We start from the raw sequence: 24,160 nt of genomic DNA, 5'->3' as shown, positions 1-24,160 counted from the left end.
ATCCCATAAATTCGGTAACCCATTCGACATTACATGTTGAGTGGGTTTTCTTTTTCCATCACCGGACATACTACTGGAAAAATGATGAAAGGAGGATGAATGTGTCTAGGCGTCATAACAGTTTCAATCGTCAACGTCGAATTGCATATATAGCCCTGGGGATCATGGTATTACTACTGATTTTATGTTTCCGACTGGCTTGGATTCAGGGGACAGCGGGTATTCATTTGTCACTTTATGGGGGGCATTCGCTTAAAGAAATGTCAGTACGTCAGCGACAGGAAGGAATCGCTATTGATACTGGGCGGGGACAGTTTACAGACCGACACGGGCAGCCCTTGACTGGAGGAGTCGTATGGACGCCAGTGCTTTTTCCCGATGTAGATGGCCAAGCTGCTTTGCATGGACAAGAACTGGCCAAGCTACTGCATACGAGTAAAGGGCAACTGTTGACGCGATGGAGGGAACTGCAATCTCCACTCATATGGCGGGATGGACGCGGAGAGCCTATACAAATCCATCCGAATGAAGCGGGCAGACTGCTGAAGTTAGCCCCTTCGCTCATAGAGCTTGTACCGTATGCGCAGCGTTATAGGGATATGCCCAATGGCAGACAATGGCTTGGTTTTCTGTATGAACGTGGTGAACGAGCAAGTGAACTGCCGATGGGGGCAGCTGGCCTGGAAAGAACGCTCGAGCCACTGCTAAGCGGCGTTGGTGAGACGTTCGTCTCTCGGTCTGTAGATGCGCAACGTCGTCCATTGACTCATGTCCCGCTTCGTGTCAGTGCTCCATCCAATAGTCACTATCCATTACAGGTGCAGACTACAATTGATCTCCCGTTGCAGGAACAGATTGAGAAGCTGACAGAATCTAATCATTTGGCAGAAGGTGCAGTGGTTGTGCTTGACGCAGGCAACGCGGATGTTATGGCGATGGTGTCTCGGCCTTTTTATAATCCCATTCATGTTGATCCGCAGCAAAAAACAGACTGGTCTAATCGTGCCCTCAAAGCGGTAACGCCTGGTTCTATTTTTAAGTTGGTTACGGCTGCGGCTGCACTTGAATCAGGTGTGGTTCAACCACAGGAGCAATTTCATTGTCATGGAGCCTATGGCAAGTACGGATTGTCTTGCTGGAAAGAAAAAGGACACGGAACCCTGAACCTGGAGGAAGGGCTTGCCGTATCCTGTAATAGTGTGTTCGCTCATCTCGGCGAACGGCTTAACGCTGAGCAAATTCAGTCCGCAGCCTCTGCACTGGGATTGAGTCGAACCGTGGGCTGGCAGGACCGGAATCTTGCAGGCCTGCCTCAATTCAGACCGCTAGATCACGAAGAAAAGGGAGCCGTATTCGGCTCACATACGAATGCATCTGATCCAGGCGTACGTGTGCAGACAGCTATCGGCCAGCGTGATGTGCTGGTGACGCCTCTCCAAGCAGCCAACCTCATCGTCACCTTGCTGCACGATGGTCAAGTACATGCACCGCGTATCGTAAAACGCATCAGCTACGCAGACGGAAGCACCTTGCTGGAGCTACCTGCTCACGCTGCTCCTTTACCCCAAGGCAGCCGCTCGATTCGCACATCCACGGCTCATACGCTGCGTGAAGCAATGGAACAGGTTGTGACACACGGTACAGGTGCCTCCTTGCGCAATAAAACCTGGAAGCTGGCCGGTAAATCGGGTACGGCCCAAGCTTTAAAAAACGGTCACCCAATAAACCACCAGTGGTTTATTGGTTACGGTCCGATAGAGCGGCCACGTTATGCGGTTGCCGTCCTTGTGCAAAATGCTTCAGCGCATGCTGCAAATCAGGCCACAGCACTGTTCGGTCAAGTCATGGATCTGCTAGCTCAATCCTCCTGAGTTCCGCGAGTAGCTTCACGCTCTTCCTCCTGAATTTTGACGATAAACGGAGGCTCGTCAAACTCCTCAGTCGGAAACCGAATCCATTGCTGCAAATAACCTTGCTGCCACAATTCCTTGAGCAAAATGATCAGAATGGGGGATAGGATTAATCCAGCCAATCCGAAGATGGATAACGATATAATGGCAAAGGAAAGCATTAGATAGGCAGATGAAACGCCGATAGAATTACCAGTAATTTTGGGCTCTGCCAACTGGCGCACAATCACGGTGACAGCCATGACAATAAGTAAGCCTACAGCCAAGCCGGTATTGCCCGTGATGAACAAATACACTGCCCATGGAATAAAGATAACAGGCACACCCAACAATGGCAGAATATCAAACAAAGCTGCTACGAGCGCCAACGATAGGGCATTATCCACTTGCAAAATGAGTAAACCTATAAATACGAGCACAAAGGTAATTCCTACCAGTAGAGCTTGAGCCTTGAGAAAGGCAGAAATGGCTTTAAGTACATGATTTTTTAGAAAAAGATATGCTGTTTTTAGTGTCTTCGGTGTTTTACTGCGGGCAATTCCTTTCCAGAGATTAATTTCCATACTCAAAAAGAAGGCTAAAATGATGGCAACCGCAAAGTTGCCCATAAAAACGGTAAAAGAGCTGAGAAATTGAATGAAAAAGGATAATCCCAGCTGTGCCCATTTCGTAGCAATGGTGGTAGCAGTCGCAAAATAATCATTTACACGTTCGGTAACACCCGGAGGCAAGGCAGCAATTTTATCTTGAGATAGATGAAGAATCCGCGTGAATTCCGTTTGGATAATCTGGGTATAATGTGGGAGGTTTTGCGCGACTTTTGTAAATTGAGTAACCAGGATCAGGCCCAATCCGAAAAAAATAGCCAGTAATAAGATGATAAACAGCAATACGGAGAGTGCGGAGGCAAAGGGTTTTTTCATGCCTTTGCGATGAAAATAACGGGCAGCAGGTTCAATGCACCAAAACACAACGAATGAAAGGAACACAGGTGCTGCTAGCTGATACAGCTTGCTGGATACGAACATAATTAAATACACGGTTAATACGATCAGACCGATATCAAAAACAGTACGCCAATATTTTTTGTACAATGGAAGCATATGTATACAACGACTCCTTTAAGATTTTTATTTATTGTACACTAAATTGAATCTCAATGCTGACCATAAGCAAGGGCGAAATCTCGGCATGCTTACGTCATTGTGATAACATATAAGTAAGTGAGTTTTACTCAGGAGGCCTGCTTGGAAGTTCAGAATAGAAAAGTGGGGATAAAACGTGCAGACTTTGCTGTTATGGATGTTTTACATTTCAACTTTTTATGCTTTTATTCCGGCGCTGGTTAGTCGTATATTTGGTTTCCGGGTGTTTAGGCGTGGCAAAAGTGACCAAGAATATGCGCTAACCTTTGATGATGGTCCTGATCCAGTCTATACACCACAGTTGCTCGATTTACTCAAGCGTTTTGATGCCAAGGCTACTTTTTTTGTTGTAGGTATGAATGCCGAAAAACACCCTGAGCTTCTGAAGCGCATGCATGATGAAGGTCATCTGATTGGTATCCACAATTATGTGCACAAATCGAATTGGCTCATGCGGCCTGTTACGGTTAGAAGACAAATTACCCAGACAGAGTCAGTCATTCGTCGAGTAACTGGCGAAGGAACGACCTTTTATCGTCCACCTTGGGGGATTGTGAACTTTTTTGATATTTCCAAAAACAATGGTCGTCGAATCGTATTATGGTCCTCCATGTTTGGTGACTGGAAGGCCAGTATTGGAGCGAAACAACTAGCGGAAAGAATGCTCAAAAAGCTGAGGGGTGGCGAGGTGATGCTGCTCCATGACTGTGGTACGACATTGGGGGCTGACGCAGAAGCGCCACAGAACATGCTCATTGCACTAGAGAAGCTATTGAGGGTCGCCCAGAAACAGCAATTACGCAGCGTCCGCGTGGACACATTGTTTTGCCGTCAGTCTGGCAATCAATCCACTGTCTCTAGCTTGTCCAGTACAGATTGGATTAAAAGAACGATGGTATTCGGATGGCTACAATACGAGCGACTTTTTCATGCCTTGTTCCGTCTTCGTCCTGTCAGCAAGGATAATACGATCTTTTATTATCGTCGCCGTATCTATCATGGACCAAATATAAACATGGAGAACGGTAGGTGGCTGGAAAAAGGGGACCCCATAATTGAGCTTCATTTTGACAATAAAATGTTGTTTCAATTGGGAGCGACGGCAAAGTCCTTGGTCCATCTAGCGATTCAATTGATTCGAGTTGTGAAAAGACAACTGCCTGATCTTACCCAACGGGTTGTACATGATTCTGGTATGAAGGGTGTAAAGGCGATCTATGCAGTAAGTATGATTCATCGAGGGCCTGAAAAATTAGGCTTTCAAGTTCAGGAGCTTCCCCAAGGACTTTTTAAGCATGTGTCTACTGTATATTTAAAGCTGTTATTTCGTATTATCCATCCTTCGGGTTCAGAGCAATTGAGTGAAAAAAAAGAGGTCATGGTACCGAAACTAATCGTGATGCCCATTGATACCTTGTTTGAACGTTTTCAACCGGGAGATTCGCACCGGTCAGACCAGGTTTTTGAACCAACTGATCAAAGGGATGTGGTTCATACACTCAACAGTGAAATGACCGAAGAAGGGGAGCCTATGCATACTTCGATCAGGGCTTCACAAACAGCGGATACAGGATCAAGCAGTTGACCTTATAAAAAAAGCCTCTCGATCCTTTGTAGGAGTCGAGAGGTTTTTAGTGGTTCATACAATAATCTATCTTGGCAAAGCACTTAGATTTTCATAATTCCGCCGTTACTTGCGTTCGTCACCAGCTTGGAATAACGCGCCAGGTAGCCTGTCTTCACTTTCGGCTCGAAGCCTTTCCAGTTGGCACGACGACGGTCGAATTCTTCGTCCGTAATGTGAAGCTCAATCTTACGATTGTTCAGGTCCAGCTCAATGATATCGCCGTCCTCAACAAAAGCGATAGGTCCGCCTTCTGCTGCTTCAGGGGAAATATGACCGATGGAGATACCACGGGAAGCACCTGAGAATCGTCCGTCTGTAATCAGACCAACCTTGGCACCAAGCCCCATACCCACGATTTGTGAAGTTGGAGCGAGCATTTCAGGCATACCAGGTCCGCCCTTAGGACCTTCATAACGAATAACAACAACATGTCCTTCGGCGATTTTACCGTTAGCAATGCCAGCCAGCGCATCTTCTTGTGAATCAAAGCAGATGGCAGGACCTTTGTGATAACCGCCAACAGAAGGATCAACCGCACCGACTTTAATAATGGAACCTTGTGGTGCCAAATTGCCGAATAATACAGCTAGACCGCCGCGCTCGGAATAAGGGTTGTCCAATTTGTGGATGACGTTAGTGTCCAGAATTTCCTGACCCTCTACATTTTCACGAATGGTTTTTCCGGTTACAGTAATGCAGTCACCATGCAATGCGCCCGGTTTCTTCAATAGTTCATTCAGCACTGCGCTTACGCCGCCTGCATTATGAACATCCTCAATGTGATAGTCGGAGGCAGGTGCCAATTTGGACAAATGAGGTACACGGTTTGCGACTTCATTGATGCGTTCAATAGGGTAGTCAACTTCAGCTTCATGGGCAAGTGCCAATGTATGCAATACTGTATTCGTAGAACCGCCCATTGCCATATCCAGTGCAAATGCATTATCAATCGCTTCTTTAGTCACGATATCACGTGGTTTCAGATCGAGCTTAATCAATTCCATCAATTGGCGTGCAGATTGTTTGACGAATTCTTTGCGCTCTTCTGCTACGGCGAGGATAGTGCCGTTACCTGGCATAGCCAGTCCCATCGCTTCTGCGAGACAGTTCATGGAATTCGCTGTGAACATTCCTGAACAGGAGCCGCATGTTGGACAGCCGTATTGTTCTAGCTCAAGCAAGCTTTGATCATCGATTTTACCCGCTTGGAATGCACCTACGCCTTCAAAGACGGAAGTCAGGGAAATAGAGCGTCCGTTCTTGTCTTTACCAGCTTTCATAGGACCGCCGCTGACGAAAATAGTTGGAATGTTAACACGCAATGCCCCCATCATCATACCAGGGGTAATTTTATCGCAGTTAGGAATACATACCATGCCATCAAACCAGTGAGCGGAAACGACAGTTTCCAGAGAATCTGCGATAATTTCGCGGCTTGGCAAAGAATAACGCATACCGATGTGTCCCATGGCAATGCCATCATCTACACCAATAGTGTTAAATTCAAAAGGTACACCGCCTGCTTCACGAATGGCCTGCTTGACAATTTTGCCAAATTCCTGCAAATGGACGTGGCCCGGTACGATGTCAATATACGAGTTGCATACCGCAATAAACGGTTTGTCAAAATCTTCTTCCTTGACACCCGCTGCGCGCAGCAAGCTGCGGTGAGGAGCGCGGTCAAAGCCTTTTTTAATCATATCGGAACGCATTTTCGTCTTAGCTGTCATGATGCTGGTTTCCCCCCAAAGTATAAAAATAGTATGGCGTTCAATGAACGCCATAATAGCGCAGATGTTTTCTAAAGAGTCTATCATAGTTGTTCGCATTTTTCTACATATATGAGGATTTTGAAAAAGTATAGAAGTGTTCTGTAAGCAACAATATATAGATATGAACAGTTTTATTTATCTATATATTGCATCTCCGAGGATTTGAATTGGATGCTTCGAAACTCTGATATTCTGATATGTTAGCTTATCGGATAAATAGGAAAAGCCCATGCCGCAATAAAGCGGATGGGCCTCAGGCTTGTTTTTATGTTAAAGGAGGGGGATATGAAACTATATTTTAATTTCTGCCACCTTTACGACCGATGTCTCTGTAGAAATTTTTGTCATGCGACTCAGCTGTAGCATCGCCGCCCTTTTTGCCGATTTCCTGATAAAATTCCTTATCATGTGAGTTTGCGGTTGCTTGTCCGCCTTTTTTTCCAATCTCCTGATAAAATTCCTTGTTGTGCTTCTTGGAAGTAGCTTCTCCACCCATACGGCCTGCTTCTTCGCGACTCATTTTACCCTGATTTTGATTACGTGCCATGACAAATCACTCCTTATGAAAAGTTGTTTTTTGTTGCGCGTATCTTTTACTTACCACAACTTGCCTGTATGAAACAGGTACTATGCGTGAAGTAAAGAGGGGGAGACCCACTTCCATTCTCGTCTGTAAGCGGGTTGTCGCGTGCTGATTGTGAAATATAAATGGATAAAAAATTACGCAGACCGTCTAAAAAGATAAGGAGCTGGCTTCAACATCCACTCTACTTGTGGCTCAATCAGAGGTCGTGTTGCAGTTCGAATCCAAGGCATGGTCAACAGACAGCACAGACCTGTGGCGCACACTAGAATTAACATGACTTCCACAGGAGTATCTATATACTCGTAGACTCCTTTTGCAACAACGGAACGGACGATTAAGCCATGGAGCAAAAAGACATATAATGTACGCCGTCCCATCTCGGTTATACGCCCTGTGACGGCTGGAACAAAGCTTAGAAACGCCATAGATGCTATCCATTGAACTCCATAAATGCCGATACGGTAAATCCCTGCGTACCATTCGGTATGGCCCAGTTCACCATAAGTCATGTTGCCATATAGCCAGCCAGCCGGGATGCCAAAATACGACGTTCCCGCCAGTACCATAAGCAAAAGAGATACAATGCCGGCGATTATACGGACAGGTGTTGTGAAGAAGCGTCGAACGTCCGCATAATTCAAATGATAACCTGCTACAAAGTAAGGCAAATAAACAAAGGTTCTGCATACGCTTAGCCATATACCGTCTACGGGGAGATATCCGACAAGAATACCCAGTAGCACGGATATACCCAGTTGGAAGACTGGTGGTATTTTCTGAAAAGACAGCATTAACAGTCTCCAGCAGATGTGGCTGGCAAGGAACCAAAGCAGCAGATAAGGAGCAAAAAAAGAATGATGGATATGGGGAACGTGAAAGATTACGACATCCAAGATTGAATAAAGGGATTGGAAAATCAGATATTGCATACCGATCTGAAGCAGAACTTTTTGTCCTGCGAGACCTGTCAAAGTGGTTTTGGCAAAGTAGCCTGTAACGAGTACAAACAACGGCATATGAAACATGAATATCCAGATGAACCATTGTTGGGCAAGATGAAGTGAACCGACTAATGGCTCCAGGGCGTTTCCTGCAAATACGCATATAATCAACAGAAATCGCAAATTGAGAAAGAAGCTTTCCCCTTGTACATCATGGCTTGTCGTCATGTGTTTCCCTCCGAACGGCTTCTGCCGATTAAACTATTTAAAAAATAATTCTTTACAAGGAACAAGGTACGATACTCTGGACCTCAACATTGTGATTTTATTCACAACAGTAAGCGCTGTCATGTCCTTTTTATGTGGCGAAAGCTTGAACACGGAATAAAGATGGGCTCATGTCTGGAAACGTGTGCTCATTTGACCCTGTATGTGCAACGATGTTACCCTAACAGGGTTATAGCTATGCTATCGAATACAGCGAAACCTTTTATATTCAAGCTAATAATTACGAGGTACGAAAGACGAAAGGAACTTTTATAATGAGAAGAAGAACAAGAAGATCATACAATTCTTATGGGACACGCGGTTCTCGGAAAATATGGAAAATTCTTTTAGGCATCCTAATTGTCATCGTGCTAATCGCGGGTTGGGGAGCATGGAAGGTATTTACGCCTTATCAGCCTGACGAGACGGCTGCTGCTGCATTAGCTGAAATAGCGGATACTGTGAAAGTAAATGAGCAAGAGCATTGGTTAAGTTTTGAGCCTGCCAAAAGAAGTGGATCAGGAGTCATTTTGTACCCAGGGGCGTTGGTTAAACCCGAAAGTTATGCGCCCTTGGCACGCCGTTTGGCAGAAAAGGGACATCATGTGATTATTGGAAAAATGCCACTGAACCTTGCATTGATCTCACCGGATTTGGCGAATGAAGTGCTGAAGGCGTATCCGGAGGAAGCCTTTGTTATTGGCGGTCATTCGTTAGGTGGTGTGATGGCGGCCCGATATGCAGCTGCACATTCTGATCAGATCAAAGGTGTATTTTTCCTTGCTTCCTACCCGGATAACAAGGGTAATTTAAAGGATAAAAATCTGCCAGTTATTTCTCTGTTAGGAAGTGATGATGGTGTCATCCAGATGAAAAATGTCCAAAGTGGGAGAACTTATTTACCTGCCAACACGCTGTATTTTACAGTCGAAGGGGGGAACCATGCCCAATTTGGCAGTTACGGTGCCCAGAAAGGGGATAATCCTGCGAAAATTAGCGCCGTTGAGCAATGGAACCAGACGGTAACGGCTTTACAGGATTGGATGAAAGAGAGTGTGGATTCAGCTTCTAAGAACCCGTAAAGGAGGTGTAATGCATGTCTGAGCTGATCGTGCAGGGGAAGCGATACCCATGCCGTGGCATCTTATTCGATAAAGATGGCACGCTGCTGGATTTTATTCAGTTGTGGGGCCCCTGGGCTCGTTCTATACTGGATATGATGGAGCAGCATCTTGTCGTGGCGGGAGCCGGTTTTACAATGGAAAAAGGCAACGTTCTAGGTACTGTTCACGATCGGGAGGGACATGTGATCGGTTACGATCCTTCTGGCCCGCTGGCAATGGGAACGGTGGACGAAAGTACGGGTGTACTGGCTTGGCAGCTTTATACTGCTGGTGTTCCGTGGAATGAAGCTGTGCGGCTTGTCCGCGAATTTAATAAAACAGCGATGGCTGACGTCCGCCGACATCGGGCAGCGAAGGTGTTTCCAGGGTTACGGACCTTATTGGAGCAAAGTCGCCATGCCGGAATGAAGCTGGCGGTTGTGACCTCTGACAGTACAGAGGCTGCACAAGAGCATTTGGAGTGGATGGGGCTGACATCCTATTTTGACGAGATCATTGGACATGATAGGGTTACATACGGCAAGCCTGATCCGGAAATGGCTGAAACAGCTTGCGCGTTACTAGGACTGTCGCCGGCGGACGTGGTAGTGATCGGAGACAGTAATGGGGATATGCAGATGGGCAAGCGTGCTGGAGTACGGCTAGCCATTGGATTTGCGCCGGCATCGGAACGTTCCAGTCATTTGCTGGATGCGGATAAGGTGGTTCGTGGATATGAAGAGCTGGAGGTGCGTAGAGCATGAAAGTTAATACATTGGCGGAATGGATACAGCAATCACAGAATATTGTTTTTTTCGGCGGAGCAGGGACATCAACGGAAAGTGGTATTCCAGATTTTCGTTCGGCAGCAGGCTTGTATCAGAGTGAGGAAAAATTGCCCTACTCTCCTGAGGTTATGCTTAGCCGCTCTTTTTTTGTGAAGCATCCTGAAGTATTCTTCGATTTCTATCGCAGCAAAATGCTGCATCCCGATGCGAAGCCGAACGGCTGTCATCATTTTCTCGCGTCTTTGGAAAAGCAAGGCCGTCTTAAAGCGGTTGTGACGCAAAACATTGACGGATTACATCAGGCTGCAGGCAGTAGAAATGTACTGGAGCTTCACGGTTCGGTACATCGCAACTACTGTATGGAATGCGGCCGCTTTTACGGGCTAAATGAAGTGATGAACAGTTCCGAGGTTGTACCTAAATGTCCGGTAGATGGAGGGATTATCAAACCGGATGTCGTTTTATATGAGGAAGAGTTGAATCAGGATACCCTTATTCAATCCATTCAGGCCATTTCTCAAGCAGATCTGCTGTTAATTGGAGGAACGTCACTGACAGTTCATCCTGCGGCGGGCTTGATTACTTATTTTCATGGTAAACATACAGTGCTGCTGAATACAGACCCCACCTCGTATGATCACAAGGCGGATCTTTTGATCACTGAACCGATCGGTAAAGTTATGGAAAAACTTGCTCATCAATTGGACTTGTAATCGTTTTCTTGTCAACGCCCGGATAAAAGCGCTATGATGATGGTTGTAATGGACATAACAATGTTTCGAGAGAGGCTGTGATAGCATGGTTTATTTAGCTGGCGAAGATCGTTATGAAAGTATGAAATATAACCGTACAGGGAGATCGGGTCTTAAACTGCCCGCAATTTCGCTAGGCTTGTGGCACAATTTTGGCGGGATTAACAACGCGGAGAATGGTCGCAGCATGATTACTCGCTCCTTTGATCTGGGCATTACGCATTTTGATTTAGCTAATAACTATGGTCCTCCCGCAGGTTCAGCTGAGGAATTTTTCGGACAAGTGTTAGCCAGTGATATGAAACCGTACCGGGATGAATTGGTCATCTCTACCAAAGCAGGCTACCATATGTGGGCAGGTCCTTATGGTGACTGGGGATCTCGTAAGTATATGATATCCAGTCTGGATCAGAGTTTGAAGCGAATGGGATTGGACTATGTCGATATATTCTACTCTCACCGATTTGATCCCAATACGCCGCTGGAAGAAACGATGGGAGCACTGGACCATATCGTACGTTCCGGCAAAGCGCTGTATGTGGGCGTGTCTAATTATAGTGCAGAGCAAACGGCAGAAGCAGCTCGCATTTTGAAGGAGCTTGGAACACCGATGTTAATCCATCAGCCGAGATACTCTCTGCTTGACCGCTGGATTGAAAATGGATTACAAGATGTACTGGACGAAAACGGGATAGGTAGCATTGCCTTTTGTCCACTGGCTCAGGGACTGCTGACCAATAAATATTTGAACGGAATTCCCGAGGATTCACGCGCGGCAAGCACATCGGTATTCCTGAATGAGAACCATGTGACGCCCGAAACTCTGCGCAAGGTGCGCGCCTTGAATCAGATGGCTGCTGCACGTGGACAAAGTTTGGCTCAATTCTCACTGGCATGGGCTCTACGCGGTGAACGTCTGACCTCTGTCCTGATTGGGGCTAGCCGTGTAAGCCAAATCGAAGAAAATGTTGAAGCTTTATCCAATCTGGAGTTTTCACAGGAGGAGTTGGATCGGATTGATTCGATTCTAAATGCCGGGAACGGACAAGACGGCGGCACAGCCTAATGACAAAAGATATTCCAGAGTTATCGGCCTAATTTCACATGCTCTTATAAATATATACTTAACAGCCCGCATCCATTTGAAGGATGCGGGCTGTTTGCGTTATGGCTGGGAGCAGGGGAAACCAATGCCCTGTCCAGCATCCCCTGTAAAAGAAGATCAACCGTCTGTTGGAAGCAGCAGCTTCGTAAAGCCTCTTAAAGCTTACTTTACGACTGTGGATACTGCTTAACCTTGCTTCGGTACTCGGTTGGAGACTGCCCACAGAAGCGTTTGAATTGACGTGAGAAATATAGAGCATCGGTTAATCCTACAGATGCAGCCACTTGTTCAACCGACAGCTCAGGACGTTCGCGCAGCAGTTGACGTGATTTGTCGATCCGTAGCTTAAGCAGATAGGTGACGGGGGAGATGCCCGTTTCCTTTTTGAATATCCGTGATAAGTATGCACGGTTATAACCAAGTCCTTCAGACATTTGCTCAATGGAAACGGGGTGTGCGTACTGAGTGGACATGTATTGAACCATCTGCTTGACTGTACGTCGAATTTGCGAATCCGCCCCAGATGGATCAGTCCAGTCACTAAGGTAATTGCTTGCTTCTCCCATAATCAGGTACAAATAGCCCAAGGCTGAAAGATGAGAACTAGATTTTCTGCTGTAAAAGGCCAATTGCATTTGCTCCAGATAACTAGGAATGGGACTTTGATCAGCAGCATGGAAAACAGGCTGATGAACACGCAGTCCTGCCTCCTGCACCACCTGCTCCGTATGGTGTCCGGTAAAGGCAGACCAACGATAACGCCACGGTTCCTCTTCATCAGAGGTGTAGCTCACCAGCTGACCGGGATGAATAAGGAAAAAATCGTTTTTTTTAAGCTGATATGTGTGCTGTTCTGTTCGAAAGATGCCTTTGCCCGACTCTACAAAGTGAAGCAGATAATAATCATAGATTTTCGGCCCTACGGCATGACCGGATTTGGTCTGGCTCTCTCCTGCAAAAAGCACATGCAGCGGGCTATTTTCATAAAACACCGGATTAGAGGCGACAGCATAACTATATGAATGCGCTTGCAAAATAGGGTCATCCTTCCTGCATTTGTGAATAGTTTAGTGGATGCGGTATACTTACATTGTACATGTCCAAGTCACATTTATCCATAGCTTAAACACATGGATGCATTACATTGTGTGACGCTTTCATTTATACTGAAATCATAAGAGATGTCAACCTGATTAAGATATTACAGGGAAATCAGGGAGACTTTTACTAACGGTGAATGAGGTGGAAGCGGGTATGAACTCTACTGAATTAAAGAAACATTTTATTGAAAAATATGGTGAAAGCAGCAATGAACTGCTGATATTTCATGCACCTGGCCGTGTCAATCTCATTGGAGAGCATATCGACTATAATGGTGGTTATGTACTCCCGGCTGCGCTGGAATTTGGTACGACGTTGATTCTTCGTGCACGCAATGATGATCAAATTCATTTTGCTTCGACAAACCTGTCGTATGAAGTGTCTATCCCCCGCGGAGAGATAGGAAAAAGCAAAACGGATGAGTGGGTGGACTATCCGGTGGGCGTACTGGTGGAGTTGGCTGAAAAGGGTGTTTATCCGTCTAGCGGATACGACCTGCTCTATCATGGAGAAATACCGAACGGAGCCGGATTATCCTCCTCAGCCTCGATTGAGGTAGTGACAGGCTACGCTTTCCTGACTACCGAAAAGCAGAAAACCGACACAGTCGAAATCGCTTTGTTGTCCCAGCGGGCAGAAAACAATTACGTGGGTGTCAATTGCGGCATTATGGACCAGTTTGCTGTAGCGAACGGAGCGGCTAATCATGCAATCCTGCTGATGTGCGATACGCTGGAGTACCGTAAAGTGCCATTCCGCACAGGAGCTTATAAGCTTGTGATCGGCAATACAAATAAGCGCCGCGGTTTGGTGGATTCAGCCTATAACGAGCGTCGCAGTCAATGTGCGGAAGCACTGTCCATTTTGCAGCAGCAGGAGCCGTCACTGGAATACCTCGCACAGCTGGATGAGGCTCGGTTTGGAGGGCTTCAGCATCATATTGCTGATGAAACAGTCCGTCGCCGGGCACAGCATGTGGTGGAGGAAAACGCTCGTGTGCTGGCCTCTGTCGAAGCTCTCGCGGCGAATGAACTTGCAGCTTTCGGTCAGTTAATGAACGCTTCTCACGATTCATTACGTGACTTGTATGAGGTCAGCTGCACTGAGCTGGATGTTATGGTCGAAGAAGCACGACGCATTCCTGGCACGCTGGGTGCTCGCATGACAGGGGCTGGGTTTGGAGGTTGTACGGTTTCATTGGTTCATGAGGATGATGTGGATCGTTTTGTAAAGGAAGTCGGTGAAGCTTATCAGACCCGTACAGGGCTGGAAGCCAGCTTTTATGTATGCAAGGCAGGGGACGGAGTTAAAGAACTGAAGGAGGACGAATAACATGGCCATTTTAGTCACAGGTGGAGCTGGATATATTGGTTCACATACCGTAGCAGAATTGTTGGATTTGGGAGAAGAAGTTGTTGTGCTGGATAACTTGCAAACCGGACACAAAGGAGCATTGCTTGGAGGCAAGTTGTATGAAGGCGATTTGAGGGATAAAGAACTTCTATCCAAACTGTTCTCTGAAAATAATATCGACGCAGTTATTCATTTTGCAGCCAACTCGCTGGTTGGGGAAAGCATGCAAAATCCTGGAAAGTATTATGACAACAACGTATTTGGTACGTTGAGCTTGCTGGAGGCGATGAAAGATGCTGGCGTAAGCAAGATCGTATTTTCCTCGACTGCGGCTACCTACGGCGAACCGGAAAAGGTGCCGATTGAAGAAGGTGACCGTACAGAGCCAACCAACGTATATGGTGAAACAAAGCTGATGATGGAGCGCATGATGTCCTGGTTTGATAAAGTATTAGGCATCAAATACGTATCTTTACGGTATTTTAATGCGGCTGGTGCGCATGAGAGTGGCAAGATCGGTGAAGATCACCGTCCAGAAAGCCATCTGATCCCATTGGTGCTCCAGACAGCGTTAAAACAGCGTCCACATATCGCTGTATTTGGTGAGGATTATGCGACACCGGACGGAACGTGTGTCCGTGATTACATTCATGTAAGTGATTTGGCGGATGCTCATGTGCGCGCAGTGAATTACTTGCGTGAAGGTAATGACAGCAACATATTTAATCTGGGCAACGGGCAGGGCTTCTCTGTAAAGGAAGTTATTGAAACGGCACGCAAGGTCACTGGGCTCGACATTCCAGTTGTTACAGAACCCCGCCGTGCAGGCGATCCAGCAATATTGGTTGCCTCTTCTGACAAGGCCCGTTCGGTGCTGGGCTGGAGCCCAAAACGTACCCAACTGGAGGATATTATTAGCGGAGCATGGGGATGGCATCAGTCACACCCTCAAGGCTACGGCGACGAATAGACGGGAGACGATGACATATGAGCGAGCGCCAATCCGTAGATAAAGACCAAGACCGGGAACTTTCCCGGCACTTGGCCCATGACATCGACGAAACTGTACAGCAATCGGCTCTATATGCGGTGGAACAACTGGTTGCATTCGCGCAAAAAAAGGGCTTGATCGGTCTGCAAGATACAGATTACAGCCGTAATCTGTTATTAGAGCAGTTCGGGTTTTCGGAGCCTTATTCTGGTGGGGAAGCAGGGGGCATTATTGCCCCCGAAGCTCTCCAGCCTGTGCTTAATGTATTGATAGATTATGGTTTTGCCATAGGGCTTATCCCTGAAAACACGGATACGTATCGTGATTTGCTGGATTCCAAAATCATGGGGCAGCTAATGGCGAGACCGTCTGAAGTCATCCGTGACTTTCATCAAACGGAGGCTGAACTTGGTATAGAAGCGGCTACAGATGCTTTTTATCAATTATCCATTGATTCGAACTACATTCGTATGGATCGGGTAGCCAGCAATGTGTACTGGAATCAGTCAACACCTTACGGAGATATGGAAATTACGATTAATTTGTCCAAGCCAGAAAAGAGTCCTAAGGAAATTGCAATGGCGAAGCTTTTGCCGCCGCCTGTTTATCCCAAATGTCAATTGTGCCGTGAAAACGTTGGATACGCGGGGAGGGTAAATCATCCGTCCCGTCAAAATTTGCGTATCATTCCGGTAGAATTGAATGGGGAACCGTGGTTTTTTCAATATTCACCTTATGTGTATTACAACGAGCATTGCATTGTGTTCCATCATGATCATGTACCCATGAAGCTTACAAAGGATACGCTACGGCGGTTGCTGGCCTTTACGAAAGCGTTTCCGCATTATTTCATTGGCTCTAATGCGGATCTGCCCATTGTCGGAGGGTCGATCCTGACTCATGATCATTTTCAGGGTGGTCGTCATACATTCCCAATTGAAAAAGCGGGTGTGGACGGCGTATACCATAATGAAGCATTTCCGCAGGTTACGGCAGGTATTGTAAACTGGCCAATGTCGGTCATTCGTTTTACGTCAACAGATGCCGAGGCACTGTTGGAGGCGGGGAATGCTGCTTTTGAAGCCTGGAAAGGTTATAGTGATCCATCGGTAGACGTTCTCTCTCATACCGAGCTGGAGGGGGAAACGATTCCGCATAATACAGTAACTCCGATTGTGCGACGGGATTCCGAAGGAAGATATCAGATGGATCTCGTACTGCGCAACAATCGAACGAGTGAAGAGTACCCTGAAGGTATTTTTCATCCCCATCGCGAGATGCATCATATCAAAAAGGAAAATATCGGTCTAATCGAAGTGATGGGGCTTGCCATCTTACCAGGGCGACTCAAGGATGAACTGGATGGAATTGCTGATATTTTGTGTGGGAACGATGAATTGGCTGTGGCTATGCAGCAAGAAGAACATCCACTGTTTAAGCATGCAGACTGGATTTACCAGTTGAATACCCGGTTTGGTCGTCTGTCTGACAAAGAGACGGCTGTCCGTATCGTGCAAAATGAGGTCGGACTGAAATTCAGTGAAATTTTAGAGCACGCAGGAGTGTATAAACGGAATCCATCCGGTCAGCAAGCGTTTGGCCGTTTTATGAAACAATTGGGATATACCTTGGGAGAATAAAGTAGCTTGTGTTGCCACATAATACAATACGAGAACCCTCCCAAGATGTGAAATATAACCATACTCCTTAAGGAGTATGGTTTTTTTTCTGAAAACAAAGCAATTTGTTTCCTGTAACCATAAAGGTTATAATAGAGTAGTTTCTTAACATTAAACTTTAGAAATATTGGAGGCGAGCGTTTGCGATGAAAGCATTCGAATTTTATAATCCTACACAATTGATCTTTGGTAAAGGACAATTGGAGGCTCTCAAGCGTGAAGTTCCTAAATACGGTAAACGTGTACTGCTTGTATATGGCGGCGGCAGCATTAAGCGCAGCGGTTTGTACGATAATGTAATAAAATTGCTTGGTGAAATTGGTGCAGAGGTAACAGAACTGGCTGGTGTAGAACCGAATCCTCGTTTGTCTACGGTACATAAAGGCGTTGAATTGTGTAAAACAAATCAAATTGATCTTGTACTGGCTGTAGGCGGTGGTAGTGTACTGGATTGCTCCAAAGCTATTGCTGTCGGTGCAAAATATGATGGCGACATGTGGGATTTTGCAGAGCGTAAATCGGCTCCACAAGCAGCCTTGCCATTAGGTACGGTTCTGACCATGGCGGCAACCGGTTCTGAAATGAACGCAGGTTCTGTTATTACAAACGAAAAAACTCAGGAAAAATTGGGATGGGGCAGTGTACATGCGTTTCCTGCGTTTTCCATTCTTGATCCGGTAAACACATACTCTCTGCCACAAAATCAAACGGTTTACGGAATTGTGGATATGATGTCACATACGCTCGAGCATTATTTCCATCTGGAATCCAATACTCCGGTTCAACTGGGCTGGTGTGAAACGATTTTGCGTACGGTCATAGATGCGGCTCCAGGACTGGTTAACGATCTGGAAAACTACGAGCTGCGTGAAACGATTATGTATTGTGGTACGATGGCACTGAACGGCTTCCTGAACATGGGGCTGACAGGTGATTGGGCTACTCACAATATTGAGCATGCTGTGTCTGCTGTTTATGATATTCCGCATGGTGGAGGACTGGCTATTCTGTTCCCGAACTGGATGAAACATAACTTGCATGTGAAGCCTGAACGTTTCAAACAGCTGGCTGTGAATGTGTTTCATGTGAACCCAGAAGGCAAGAGTGACGAAGAAGTAGCGCTGGAAGGTATTCAAGCGTTGCGTGATTTCTGGAACTCGATTGGTGCGCCAAGCCGACTGGCTGATTACGATATTGATGCGTCCAAAATTGATGTAATGGCTGATAAAGCTGTGAAATTCGGACCTTTCGGAGGCTTTAACAAGCTCAATCGCGAAGATGTAGTCGAAATTTACAGAGCATCCCTGTAAACAGCATTTGGATCATAATAGGCACGTTTGGCGTCATTAGACGTACGAACGTGCTTTTTTGGGTTTAATTTGGAATATTGGAGGTAAATTTTGAAACTTTTTAAGGTTGAATACGTAAACATAGTTATAGACTGGAAACCAGACTGAAAAGTACATGGAAGGAGGAGTCGCATGGAAACCTTATTTTGGTGGTTGTTGGCAGGAGGCGCAATCTTTACTGTGGTTAGTGTGTTGATCGGGGATGTACTCGGTAGCTGGCTGGATGGGGCGTTAGAGTTGCCGGGCCTTGATTGGTTCAGACCTGTCGTTCTACTTGGGGCTATGACTGCTTTTGGCGGGGCTGGAGTACTACTGACAAAGTATACTGGGCTGACCATGGGCTGGGTTGTTGTGCTAGCTTTAGGGATTGCACTTGTTATTGGAGTGCTAGTGTTTTTTGCATTTATCAAGCCCATGGCGAATTCAGAGGTTTCCAGCGGCTTCTCGATGCGTGAACTAACTGGCAGAATCGGTGAGGTTACCATTCCTGTACCTGAGGTTGGTTACGGGGAAGTTATGATCCGCTTGGGTGCAGGCAACACCATACATACAGCATCTAGCTTTGATCACAAACCGCTAGCTGCGGGAACCCGTATTGTCGTGGTTGAGGTCGCAGAGGGCGTCGTCCGCGTAGCGTACCTGGACACATAGACGGCGCATTCGCTTAACTTGAAGGGAGCGTGATCGGGAGTGTCAAATTTGCAAGATATTGTGTTGGTCCCTGGAATTGTTGTCATTGTTATCGTCATATTAGGGATTGCTTTTTGGGCCCGTTACAAAACGGTAGGACCGGATGAAGGAATGATTGTGACAGGTTCTTTTCTGGGAAATAAAAATATTTCCGAGGATGAATCTGGTCGCAAGATTAAAATTGTACGTGGTGGGGGCGCCTTCATTTGGCCTATTTTCCAGCAGTCCGAATTTATCTCTCTGTTGTCTCACAAATTGGACGTAACCACACCGGAAGTATATACAGAGCAAGGAGTGCCCGTGATTGCGGATGGTGTGGCGATTATTAAGGTCGGCAGTTCCATTGAGGATGTAGCCACAGCAGCGGAACAGTTTATCGGAAAGCCACTGGAAGCTCTTAGGGGAGAGGCTCAAGAAGTGCTGGAGGGACATTTGCGGGCAATCCTCGGCTCTATGACAGTAGAGGAAGTATACCGTAATCGGGATCGGTTTGCGCAGGAAGTACAGGGCGTGGCTGCGCGCGATCTGAAAAAGATGGGCTTGCAAATCGTTTCATTCACTATCAAAGACGTACGCGATAAACATGGGTATCTGGATGCGCTCGGTAAGCCGAGAATTGCTGCTGTGAAAAGGGATGCAGAGATTGCAGAAGCCGAGGCAGTGCGGGATGCCCGAATTCAGAAGGCACGAGCAGAACAGGAAGGACAGAAGGCCGAACTGTTGCGGGATACGAATATTGCCGAGGCGGCCAAGGAGAAGGAATTGAAGGTGGCTTCGTTTAAGAAAGAACAGGATACAGCCAGGGCAGAAGCCGATCAGGCTTATCACATTCAGGAGGCCCGTGCTAAGCAGACTGCTGTCGAGGAGCAGATGAAAGTTGAGTTGGTACGTAAGGAACGGGAGATTGATATTCAAGCCAAGGAAATACAGGTACGTGAAAAGCAATATGATGCGGAAGTGAAAAAGAAGGCGGAAGCCGATCGGTATGCAGTAGAACAAGCGGCGGAAGCCGACAAATCGCGTAAAATGCGTGAGGCGGAATCGCTGCAATACTCGATTGAAACACAGGCTAAAGCGTCAGCTGAACAAAAACGTCTAAACGGGCAAGCAGAAGCGGATGCAGAACGGGCCAAAGGTACAGCCGATGCAGATGTCATCCGTTTGCGTGGTCTCGCGGAAGCTGAGGCCAAGGAAAAACTGGCGGAGGCGTTCCAGAAGTTTGGAGAGGCTGCCGTGCTCGATATTATCGTGAAAATGCTGCCGGATCTGGCAGGACGCATTGCCGAACCGATTGCATCCATTGATAAACTAACTGTTGTGGATACGGGTAAAGGGGAAGGAGCAACGCGTGTCAGCAATTATGTCACCGAACTGATGGCGACGGCTCCCGAGATGCTTAAGAGTGTATCCGGTATTGATGTAGAGCAGTTGATCAAGGGACTAACCACTGGAAAAAATGGTCTTCATTCCGTACCGTCCTCCGGTGATGTGAACAAGCTACACAATCCAGCCTCGGTTGAGATGGCACTAACGGATAAAGAATAACGATAAGCCTTTGGGGAACAGATTCTTAGCCCCCAAAAGACCGCTTTTCATCACAGCATTTCCTGGAAATTGTGATGAAAAGCGTTTTCTTTTTATTGACCTTTAGCGGAATATTTGGTACTTTAACGTGGATTCCTCTGAGCTTCATGCTATAATTCTTAGGATCAAGGTTCTGATAAAAGAGGTGCGGATGTGAGCAGCCTAAAAGTGGCCAAAGCGCTGAATAACAATGTGATTATAGGGATGCATCCCGAGCATGATGAGGTTGTCGTGATTGGAAAAGGAATCGGTTTCAATCGCAAACCCGGCGATTTAATGCCGTTGGATTCAGTTGAAAAATTATTTATATTAAAAAGCCATGAAGAGCAGGAGCAATACAAACGATTGCTTCCTGAGCTGGATGAAAAGCTCATTGAGGTCATCGGTGAGGTGCTTCATCTTGTTCAGCTTCAAGCCAAAAAGCCTCTTAATGAGCATATACTGATTGCTTTAACTGACCATATTGCCTTCTCCATCAACCGTCATAAACAGGGGATTACGATTCATAATCCGTTCTTGTATGAAACTAGGGAAATATATCCTCAGGAATACAAGATGGCTGAGCAGGCTGTTGCTTTGATCAAGGATAAGATGGACGTGGATCTGGGAGAAGATGAAATCGGATTCGTAGCTCTGCATATTTATAGTGCTATGACGAACCAACATATCTCCGAGGTTAGGAAGGATTCTCGTCTGATTGCTGACATGGTTCAGGTCGTCGAGACGACACTCGATTACCGAATTCCTCTCCAATCCCTTGATTATTCCCGTCTGCTGACTCATCTGAGATTTGCGATTGAACGTGTACGACGAGGAGAGATTGTGCAGGAGATTTACCGATTGGACAAGCTTTTGAATGAAGAATATCCAGAAATGTATATGCTGGCCTGGAAACTTACGAAGATTATGGAGAAAAGGCTACGTAAACCGGTGTATCCAGCTGAAGTTAGCTATTTGACGATGCATCTGCAGCGTTTGTCCCAACGCAAGCAGGGAGAGCAACAAACCGTGATAAAGCCCGAATAAAAAAGTATTGCCTCGCATTTAGCGTGGTGCTATAATCAATTTTGCAATGAGGAAGACAACAACTAAACATTTTAACGTGTTACTGATTCGATCAGGCATGAGTTGTTTTAAGTTATGATTGTTTACAGCCTAGTGGGGTAAGCTATATCCCAAGGTTGTGTTCAAACATACTTAAATCGGCTCATGCCTTTTTTGTTGTTTTACCTCTGTTCTAAATTTCAGAGAAGGATGTGGATGGTATGTTTAAAAAGCTTTTCGGCGTTTTACAGCGTGTCGGTAAAGCGTTAATGCTTCCAGTAGCTATTTTGCCAGCTGCGGGGCTTTTATTGGGTATCGGCAACATGCTGGTCAACCCTGATTTTCTCCAGTACATCCCTGCATTAAATGCGGGCTGGGTTCAATCGGTAGCGACCATCATGATGAATGCCGGACAAATTGTTTTTGATAATCTGGCGCTGTTGTTCGCAGTCGGCGTAGCCGTCGGTCTGGCGGGCGGCGAGGGTGTAGCAGGTTTGGCTGCGATCATCGGTTACCTCGTAATGAACATTACGCTGGGTACAGCTGTGGGAGTCACACCTGGTCTGATTGCTCAAAAAATACCGGGTTATGCGAATGTGTTGGGTATTCCTACACTGCAAACCGGGGTGTTCGGCGGGATTATCATCGGTATACTGGCCGCTGCTATGTACAACCGATTTTTCAAAATCGAGCTTCCTTCGTACCTGGGCTTTTTCGCGGGTAAGCGCTTCGTTCCAATTGCAACGGCAGTATCTTCACTGATTGTTGGACTGGCACTGGTTCTGATCTGGCCTCCAGTTCAGCAAGGGCTTAACGCAGTATCTCACTTTATGGTGTATTCCAACCCGACCTTGTCGGCGTTCCTGTTCGGGGTTATCGAACGTGCGCTCATTCCATTTGGTCTGCATCACATCTGGTACTCACCGTTCTGGTTTGAGTTTGGTGAATATGTTAACAAAGCAGGTCAAACCGTTCACGGTGACCAGCAAATCTTCTTTAGTCAGCTTCGCGACGGCGTGGCACTGACAGCAAGTACGTTCCAAGTAGGTAAATTCCCATTCATGATGTTCGGATTACCGGCTGCAGCACTTGCGATGTATCATGAAGCAAGACCAGAACACAAAAAATATGTAGCAGGTATCATGGGTTCAGCAGCCTTGACTTCGTTCCTGACAGGTATTACGGAGCCACTGGAATTTTCCTTCCTGTTCGTAGCTCCATTGCTGTTTGCAGTACACTGTGTATTTGCAGGTTTGTCATTCATGACGATGCAAATTTTGAATGTTAAAATCGGCATGACGTTCTCTGGTGGATTTATTGACTTCCTGATTTTCGGGATTATTCCAACCCGTACGCCATGGTGGTATGTAATTATCGTCGGTCTGATTTTGGCGGTTATTTACTACTTCGGATTCCGATTCATTATACGGAAATTCAACTTGAAGACACCAGGACGTGAAGAAGCTACAGAAAATGTGGATGGTGCAGCAAGCGGTAGCAGTGATGAGCTTCCACATAACATTTTGGCTGCTTTCGGTGGTTCATCGAATATCAAGCATCTGGATGCATGTATTACACGCCTTCGGATTGAAGTTAATGAGAAATCAAACGTTGACAAAGCTCGTCTGAAACAACTTGGCGCCTCAGGTGTCCTGGAAGTGGGTAACAATGTACAGGCGATCTTCGGTACCCGTTCCGATACAATTAAAACTCAAATGGCTGATATCATGGCAGGTCGTACACCTGCACCTGCGCCTTCAGAACCAGCTCCACAAGAGGAAAAGGAAGCCGGAGAACAAAAGCAAACGATTGTTGTGGAAGATATCGTGATGCCAGTTAACGGCGAATTGGTTGACATTTCGACAGTTCCCGATCCAGTATTTGCAGAACGTATGACAGGTGATGGCTTTGCAGTTGTGCCTAATGATGGAACAATTGTTTCTCCTGTCTATGGTAAAGTATTCAATGTATTCCCAAGCAAGCATGCGGTTGGTATTCAATCCGATGGTGGTAAAGAAGTGCTTGTTCATATCGGGGTGAATACAGTGAAGCTTAAAGGTCAAGGATTTGACGTTTTGGTGAACGAAGGCGATCTTGTGTCAGCTGGCCAACCGATCATGAAAGTAGACCTGGAATATGTGAAAGCCAACGCTAAATCCATCGTCTCACCTGTCATTTTTACCAACCTTCCAGAAGGTTCTTCGGTAACTTTAAACAAAACTGGAGTATTGAAGGCTGGCGAAGATGGTATAATTACGATAAAATAAACTCTATGTGTTTCGGATTAGTTGATTAGGCGGCTTAAGCCGCCTGGTCATCTGCCCGGTATACTGCGTGTAAACAAATATTATCTTTAGGAAAGTGGGAGGAACA

At 46.3% G+C, this 24,160-nt stretch carries 19 protein-coding genes; 14 read left to right on the top strand and 5 right to left on the bottom strand.

The genetic code is table 11. The annotated features are described in order from the left end of the window. Window positions 1–95 precede the first annotated feature (95 nt). A complete protein-coding gene (locus PPM_RS19820) occupies window positions 96–1,871 on the top strand; it encodes a peptidoglycan D,D-transpeptidase FtsI family protein (protein WP_043886035.1) in 1,776 nt (591 codons plus the stop codon). Here the strand turns inward: PPM_RS19820 and PPM_RS19815 are convergent. Next, window positions 1,859–3,013, bottom strand: coding sequence for an AI-2E family transporter (locus tag PPM_RS19815; RefSeq protein ID WP_013372599.1), 1,155 nt, complete (start codon window positions 3,011–3,013; stop codon window positions 1,859–1,861). The two genes, PPM_RS19820 and PPM_RS19815, sit on opposite strands and share 13 nt — an antisense overlap. A gap of 178 nt (window positions 3,014–3,191) precedes the next feature. On the opposite strand from PPM_RS19815, the gene PPM_RS19810 reads away from it, so the two are divergent. Continuing rightward, entirely contained in the window at window positions 3,192–4,640 is a 1,449-nt protein-coding gene (locus tag PPM_RS19810) for a polysaccharide deacetylase family protein (protein WP_013372598.1), read from the top strand. An 83-nt stretch (window positions 4,641–4,723) separates the two neighbouring features. Here the strand turns inward: PPM_RS19810 and ilvD are convergent, their stop codons facing one another. The 3 genes from ilvD to PPM_RS19795 all read right to left on the bottom strand — a co-directional run bounded on the left by ilvD (window position 4,724) and on the right by PPM_RS19795 (window position 8,209). Next, window positions 4,724–6,412, bottom strand: a complete 1,689-nt coding sequence (gene ilvD, locus PPM_RS19805) for a dihydroxy-acid dehydratase (protein WP_016324645.1) — start codon at window positions 6,410–6,412, stop codon at window positions 4,724–4,726. A gap of 340 nt (window positions 6,413–6,752) precedes the next feature. Beyond that, a complete protein-coding gene (locus PPM_RS19800) occupies window positions 6,753–7,001 on the bottom strand; it encodes a KGG domain-containing protein (RefSeq protein ID WP_013372595.1) in 249 nt (82 codons plus the stop codon). A gap of 173 nt (window positions 7,002–7,174) precedes the next feature. Next, window positions 7,175–8,209: an acyltransferase family protein gene (locus PPM_RS19795; RefSeq protein ID WP_013372594.1), complete on the bottom strand. Its 1,035-nt coding sequence runs from the start codon at window positions 8,207–8,209 to the stop codon at window positions 7,175–7,177. 314 nt (window positions 8,210–8,523) lie between these two features. Here PPM_RS19795 and PPM_RS19790 point away from each other — a divergent pair, with 314 nt between their 5' ends. The 4 genes from PPM_RS19790 to mgrA all read left to right on the top strand — a co-directional run bounded on the left by PPM_RS19790 (window position 8,524) and on the right by mgrA (window position 11,957). Then, a complete protein-coding gene (locus PPM_RS19790) occupies window positions 8,524–9,330 on the top strand; it encodes an alpha/beta fold hydrolase (RefSeq protein ID WP_013372593.1) in 807 nt (268 codons plus the stop codon). A gap of 14 nt (window positions 9,331–9,344) precedes the next feature. Then, window positions 9,345–10,115 carry an HAD family hydrolase gene (locus tag PPM_RS19785; protein ID WP_013372592.1) on the top strand — a complete coding sequence of 257 codons (771 nt, stop codon included), beginning with the start codon at window positions 9,345–9,347 and terminating at the stop codon, window positions 10,113–10,115. Beyond that, window positions 10,112–10,852: an NAD-dependent protein deacylase gene (locus PPM_RS19780; RefSeq protein ID WP_013372591.1), complete on the top strand. Its 741-nt coding sequence runs from the start codon at window positions 10,112–10,114 to the stop codon at window positions 10,850–10,852. The genes PPM_RS19785 and PPM_RS19780 overlap by 4 nt, the downstream gene beginning before the upstream one ends. Before the next feature lie 85 nt (window positions 10,853–10,937). After that, on the top strand, window positions 10,938–11,957 hold the full coding sequence (mgrA, locus tag PPM_RS19775) for an L-glyceraldehyde 3-phosphate reductase (protein ID WP_013372590.1): 1,020 nt from the start codon (window positions 10,938–10,940) through the stop codon (window positions 11,955–11,957). Window positions 11,958–12,163: 206 nt separating this feature from the next. On the opposite strand, the gene PPM_RS19770 is transcribed toward mgrA, so the two are convergent. Continuing rightward, a complete protein-coding gene (locus PPM_RS19770) occupies window positions 12,164–13,030 on the bottom strand; it encodes an AraC family transcriptional regulator (protein WP_013372588.1) in 867 nt (288 codons plus the stop codon). Between the two features lie 220 nt (window positions 13,031–13,250). Between PPM_RS19770 and PPM_RS19765 the strand changes: the two genes are divergently transcribed. The 8 genes from PPM_RS19765 to ptsG all read left to right on the top strand — a co-directional run bounded on the left by PPM_RS19765 (window position 13,251) and on the right by ptsG (window position 24,054). Further along, entirely contained in the window at window positions 13,251–14,429 is a 1,179-nt protein-coding gene (locus PPM_RS19765) for a galactokinase (protein ID WP_016324644.1), read from the top strand. 1 nt (window position 14,430) lies between these two features. Then, window positions 14,431–15,420, top strand: a complete 990-nt coding sequence (gene galE, locus PPM_RS19760; protein WP_013372586.1) for a UDP-glucose 4-epimerase GalE — start codon at window positions 14,431–14,433, stop codon at window positions 15,418–15,420. Window positions 15,421–15,437: 17 nt separating this feature from the next. Further along, entirely contained in the window at window positions 15,438–17,081 is a 1,644-nt protein-coding gene (locus PPM_RS19755) for a UDP-glucose--hexose-1-phosphate uridylyltransferase (protein WP_013372585.1), read from the top strand. Between the two features lie 185 nt (window positions 17,082–17,266). After that, window positions 17,267–18,430, top strand: coding sequence for an iron-containing alcohol dehydrogenase (locus PPM_RS19750; protein WP_013372584.1), 1,164 nt, complete (start codon window positions 17,267–17,269; stop codon window positions 18,428–18,430). 171 nt (window positions 18,431–18,601) lie between these two features. Further along, window positions 18,602–19,120 (top strand): hypothetical protein, encoded by a 519-nt coding sequence (locus tag PPM_RS19745; protein WP_013372583.1) that lies wholly within the window; start codon window positions 18,602–18,604, stop codon window positions 19,118–19,120. Between the two features lie 48 nt (window positions 19,121–19,168). Next, entirely contained in the window at window positions 19,169–20,704 is a 1,536-nt protein-coding gene (locus PPM_RS19740) for a flotillin family protein (protein ID WP_013372582.1), read from the top strand. Between the two features lie 192 nt (window positions 20,705–20,896). Beyond that, complete coding sequence (gene glcT / locus PPM_RS19735; RefSeq protein ID WP_013372581.1) at window positions 20,897–21,769, top strand: glucose PTS transporter transcription antiterminator GlcT; 873 nt, start codon at window positions 20,897–20,899, stop codon at window positions 21,767–21,769. A 239-nt stretch (window positions 21,770–22,008) separates the two neighbouring features. Further along, window positions 22,009–24,054 carry a glucose-specific PTS transporter subunit IIBC gene (gene ptsG / locus PPM_RS19730; RefSeq protein WP_013372580.1) on the top strand — a complete coding sequence of 682 codons (2,046 nt, stop codon included), beginning with the start codon at window positions 22,009–22,011 and terminating at the stop codon, window positions 24,052–24,054. The last annotated feature ends 106 nt before the right edge of the window (window positions 24,055–24,160 follow it).

The sequence above is a fragment of the Paenibacillus polymyxa M1 genome (assembly GCF_000237325.1).
Classification (GTDB): Bacteria; Bacillota; Bacilli; order Paenibacillales; family Paenibacillaceae; genus Paenibacillus; species Paenibacillus polymyxa_C.
The sequence above is the reverse complement of the archived record's forward strand: the minus strand, read 5'-3'. Positions and strand labels throughout refer to the sequence as shown.

Excerpts from the sequence above, each read along its gene's own strand:
- galE (WP_013372586.1), top strand. The coding sequence starts at position 14,431 with ATGGCCATTTTAGTCACAGGTGGAGCTGGATATATTGGTTCACATACC.
- PPM_RS19785 (WP_013372592.1), top strand. The coding sequence starts at position 9,345 with ATGTCTGAGCTGATCGTGCAGGGGAAGCGATACCCATGCCGTGGCATC.
- PPM_RS19750 (WP_013372584.1), top strand. The coding sequence starts at position 17,267 with ATGAAAGCATTCGAATTTTATAATCCTACACAATTGATCTTTGGTAAA.
- PPM_RS19780 (WP_013372591.1), top strand. The coding sequence starts at position 10,112 with ATGAAAGTTAATACATTGGCGGAATGGATACAGCAATCACAGAATATT.
- ptsG (WP_013372580.1), top strand. The coding sequence starts at position 22,009 with ATGTTTAAAAAGCTTTTCGGCGTTTTACAGCGTGTCGGTAAAGCGTTA.
- mgrA (WP_013372590.1), top strand. The coding sequence starts at position 10,938 with ATGGTTTATTTAGCTGGCGAAGATCGTTATGAAAGTATGAAATATAAC.
- ilvD (WP_016324645.1), bottom strand. The coding sequence starts at position 6,412 with ATGACAGCTAAGACGAAAATGCGTTCCGATATGATTAAAAAAGGCTTT.
- PPM_RS19765 (WP_016324644.1), top strand. The coding sequence starts at position 13,251 with ATGAACTCTACTGAATTAAAGAAACATTTTATTGAAAAATATGGTGAA.
- PPM_RS19745 (WP_013372583.1), top strand. The coding sequence starts at position 18,602 with ATGGAAACCTTATTTTGGTGGTTGTTGGCAGGAGGCGCAATCTTTACT.
- PPM_RS19820 (WP_043886035.1), top strand. The coding sequence starts at position 96 with ATGAATGTGTCTAGGCGTCATAACAGTTTCAATCGTCAACGTCGAATT.
- PPM_RS19795 (WP_013372594.1), bottom strand. The coding sequence starts at position 8,209 with ATGACGACAAGCCATGATGTACAAGGGGAAAGCTTCTTTCTCAATTTG.
- PPM_RS19755 (WP_013372585.1), top strand. The coding sequence starts at position 15,438 with ATGAGCGAGCGCCAATCCGTAGATAAAGACCAAGACCGGGAACTTTCC.
- PPM_RS19800 (WP_013372595.1), bottom strand. The coding sequence starts at position 7,001 with ATGGCACGTAATCAAAATCAGGGTAAAATGAGTCGCGAAGAAGCAGGC.
- PPM_RS19815 (WP_013372599.1), bottom strand. The coding sequence starts at position 3,013 with ATGCTTCCATTGTACAAAAAATATTGGCGTACTGTTTTTGATATCGGT.
- PPM_RS19790 (WP_013372593.1), top strand. The coding sequence starts at position 8,524 with ATGAGAAGAAGAACAAGAAGATCATACAATTCTTATGGGACACGCGGT.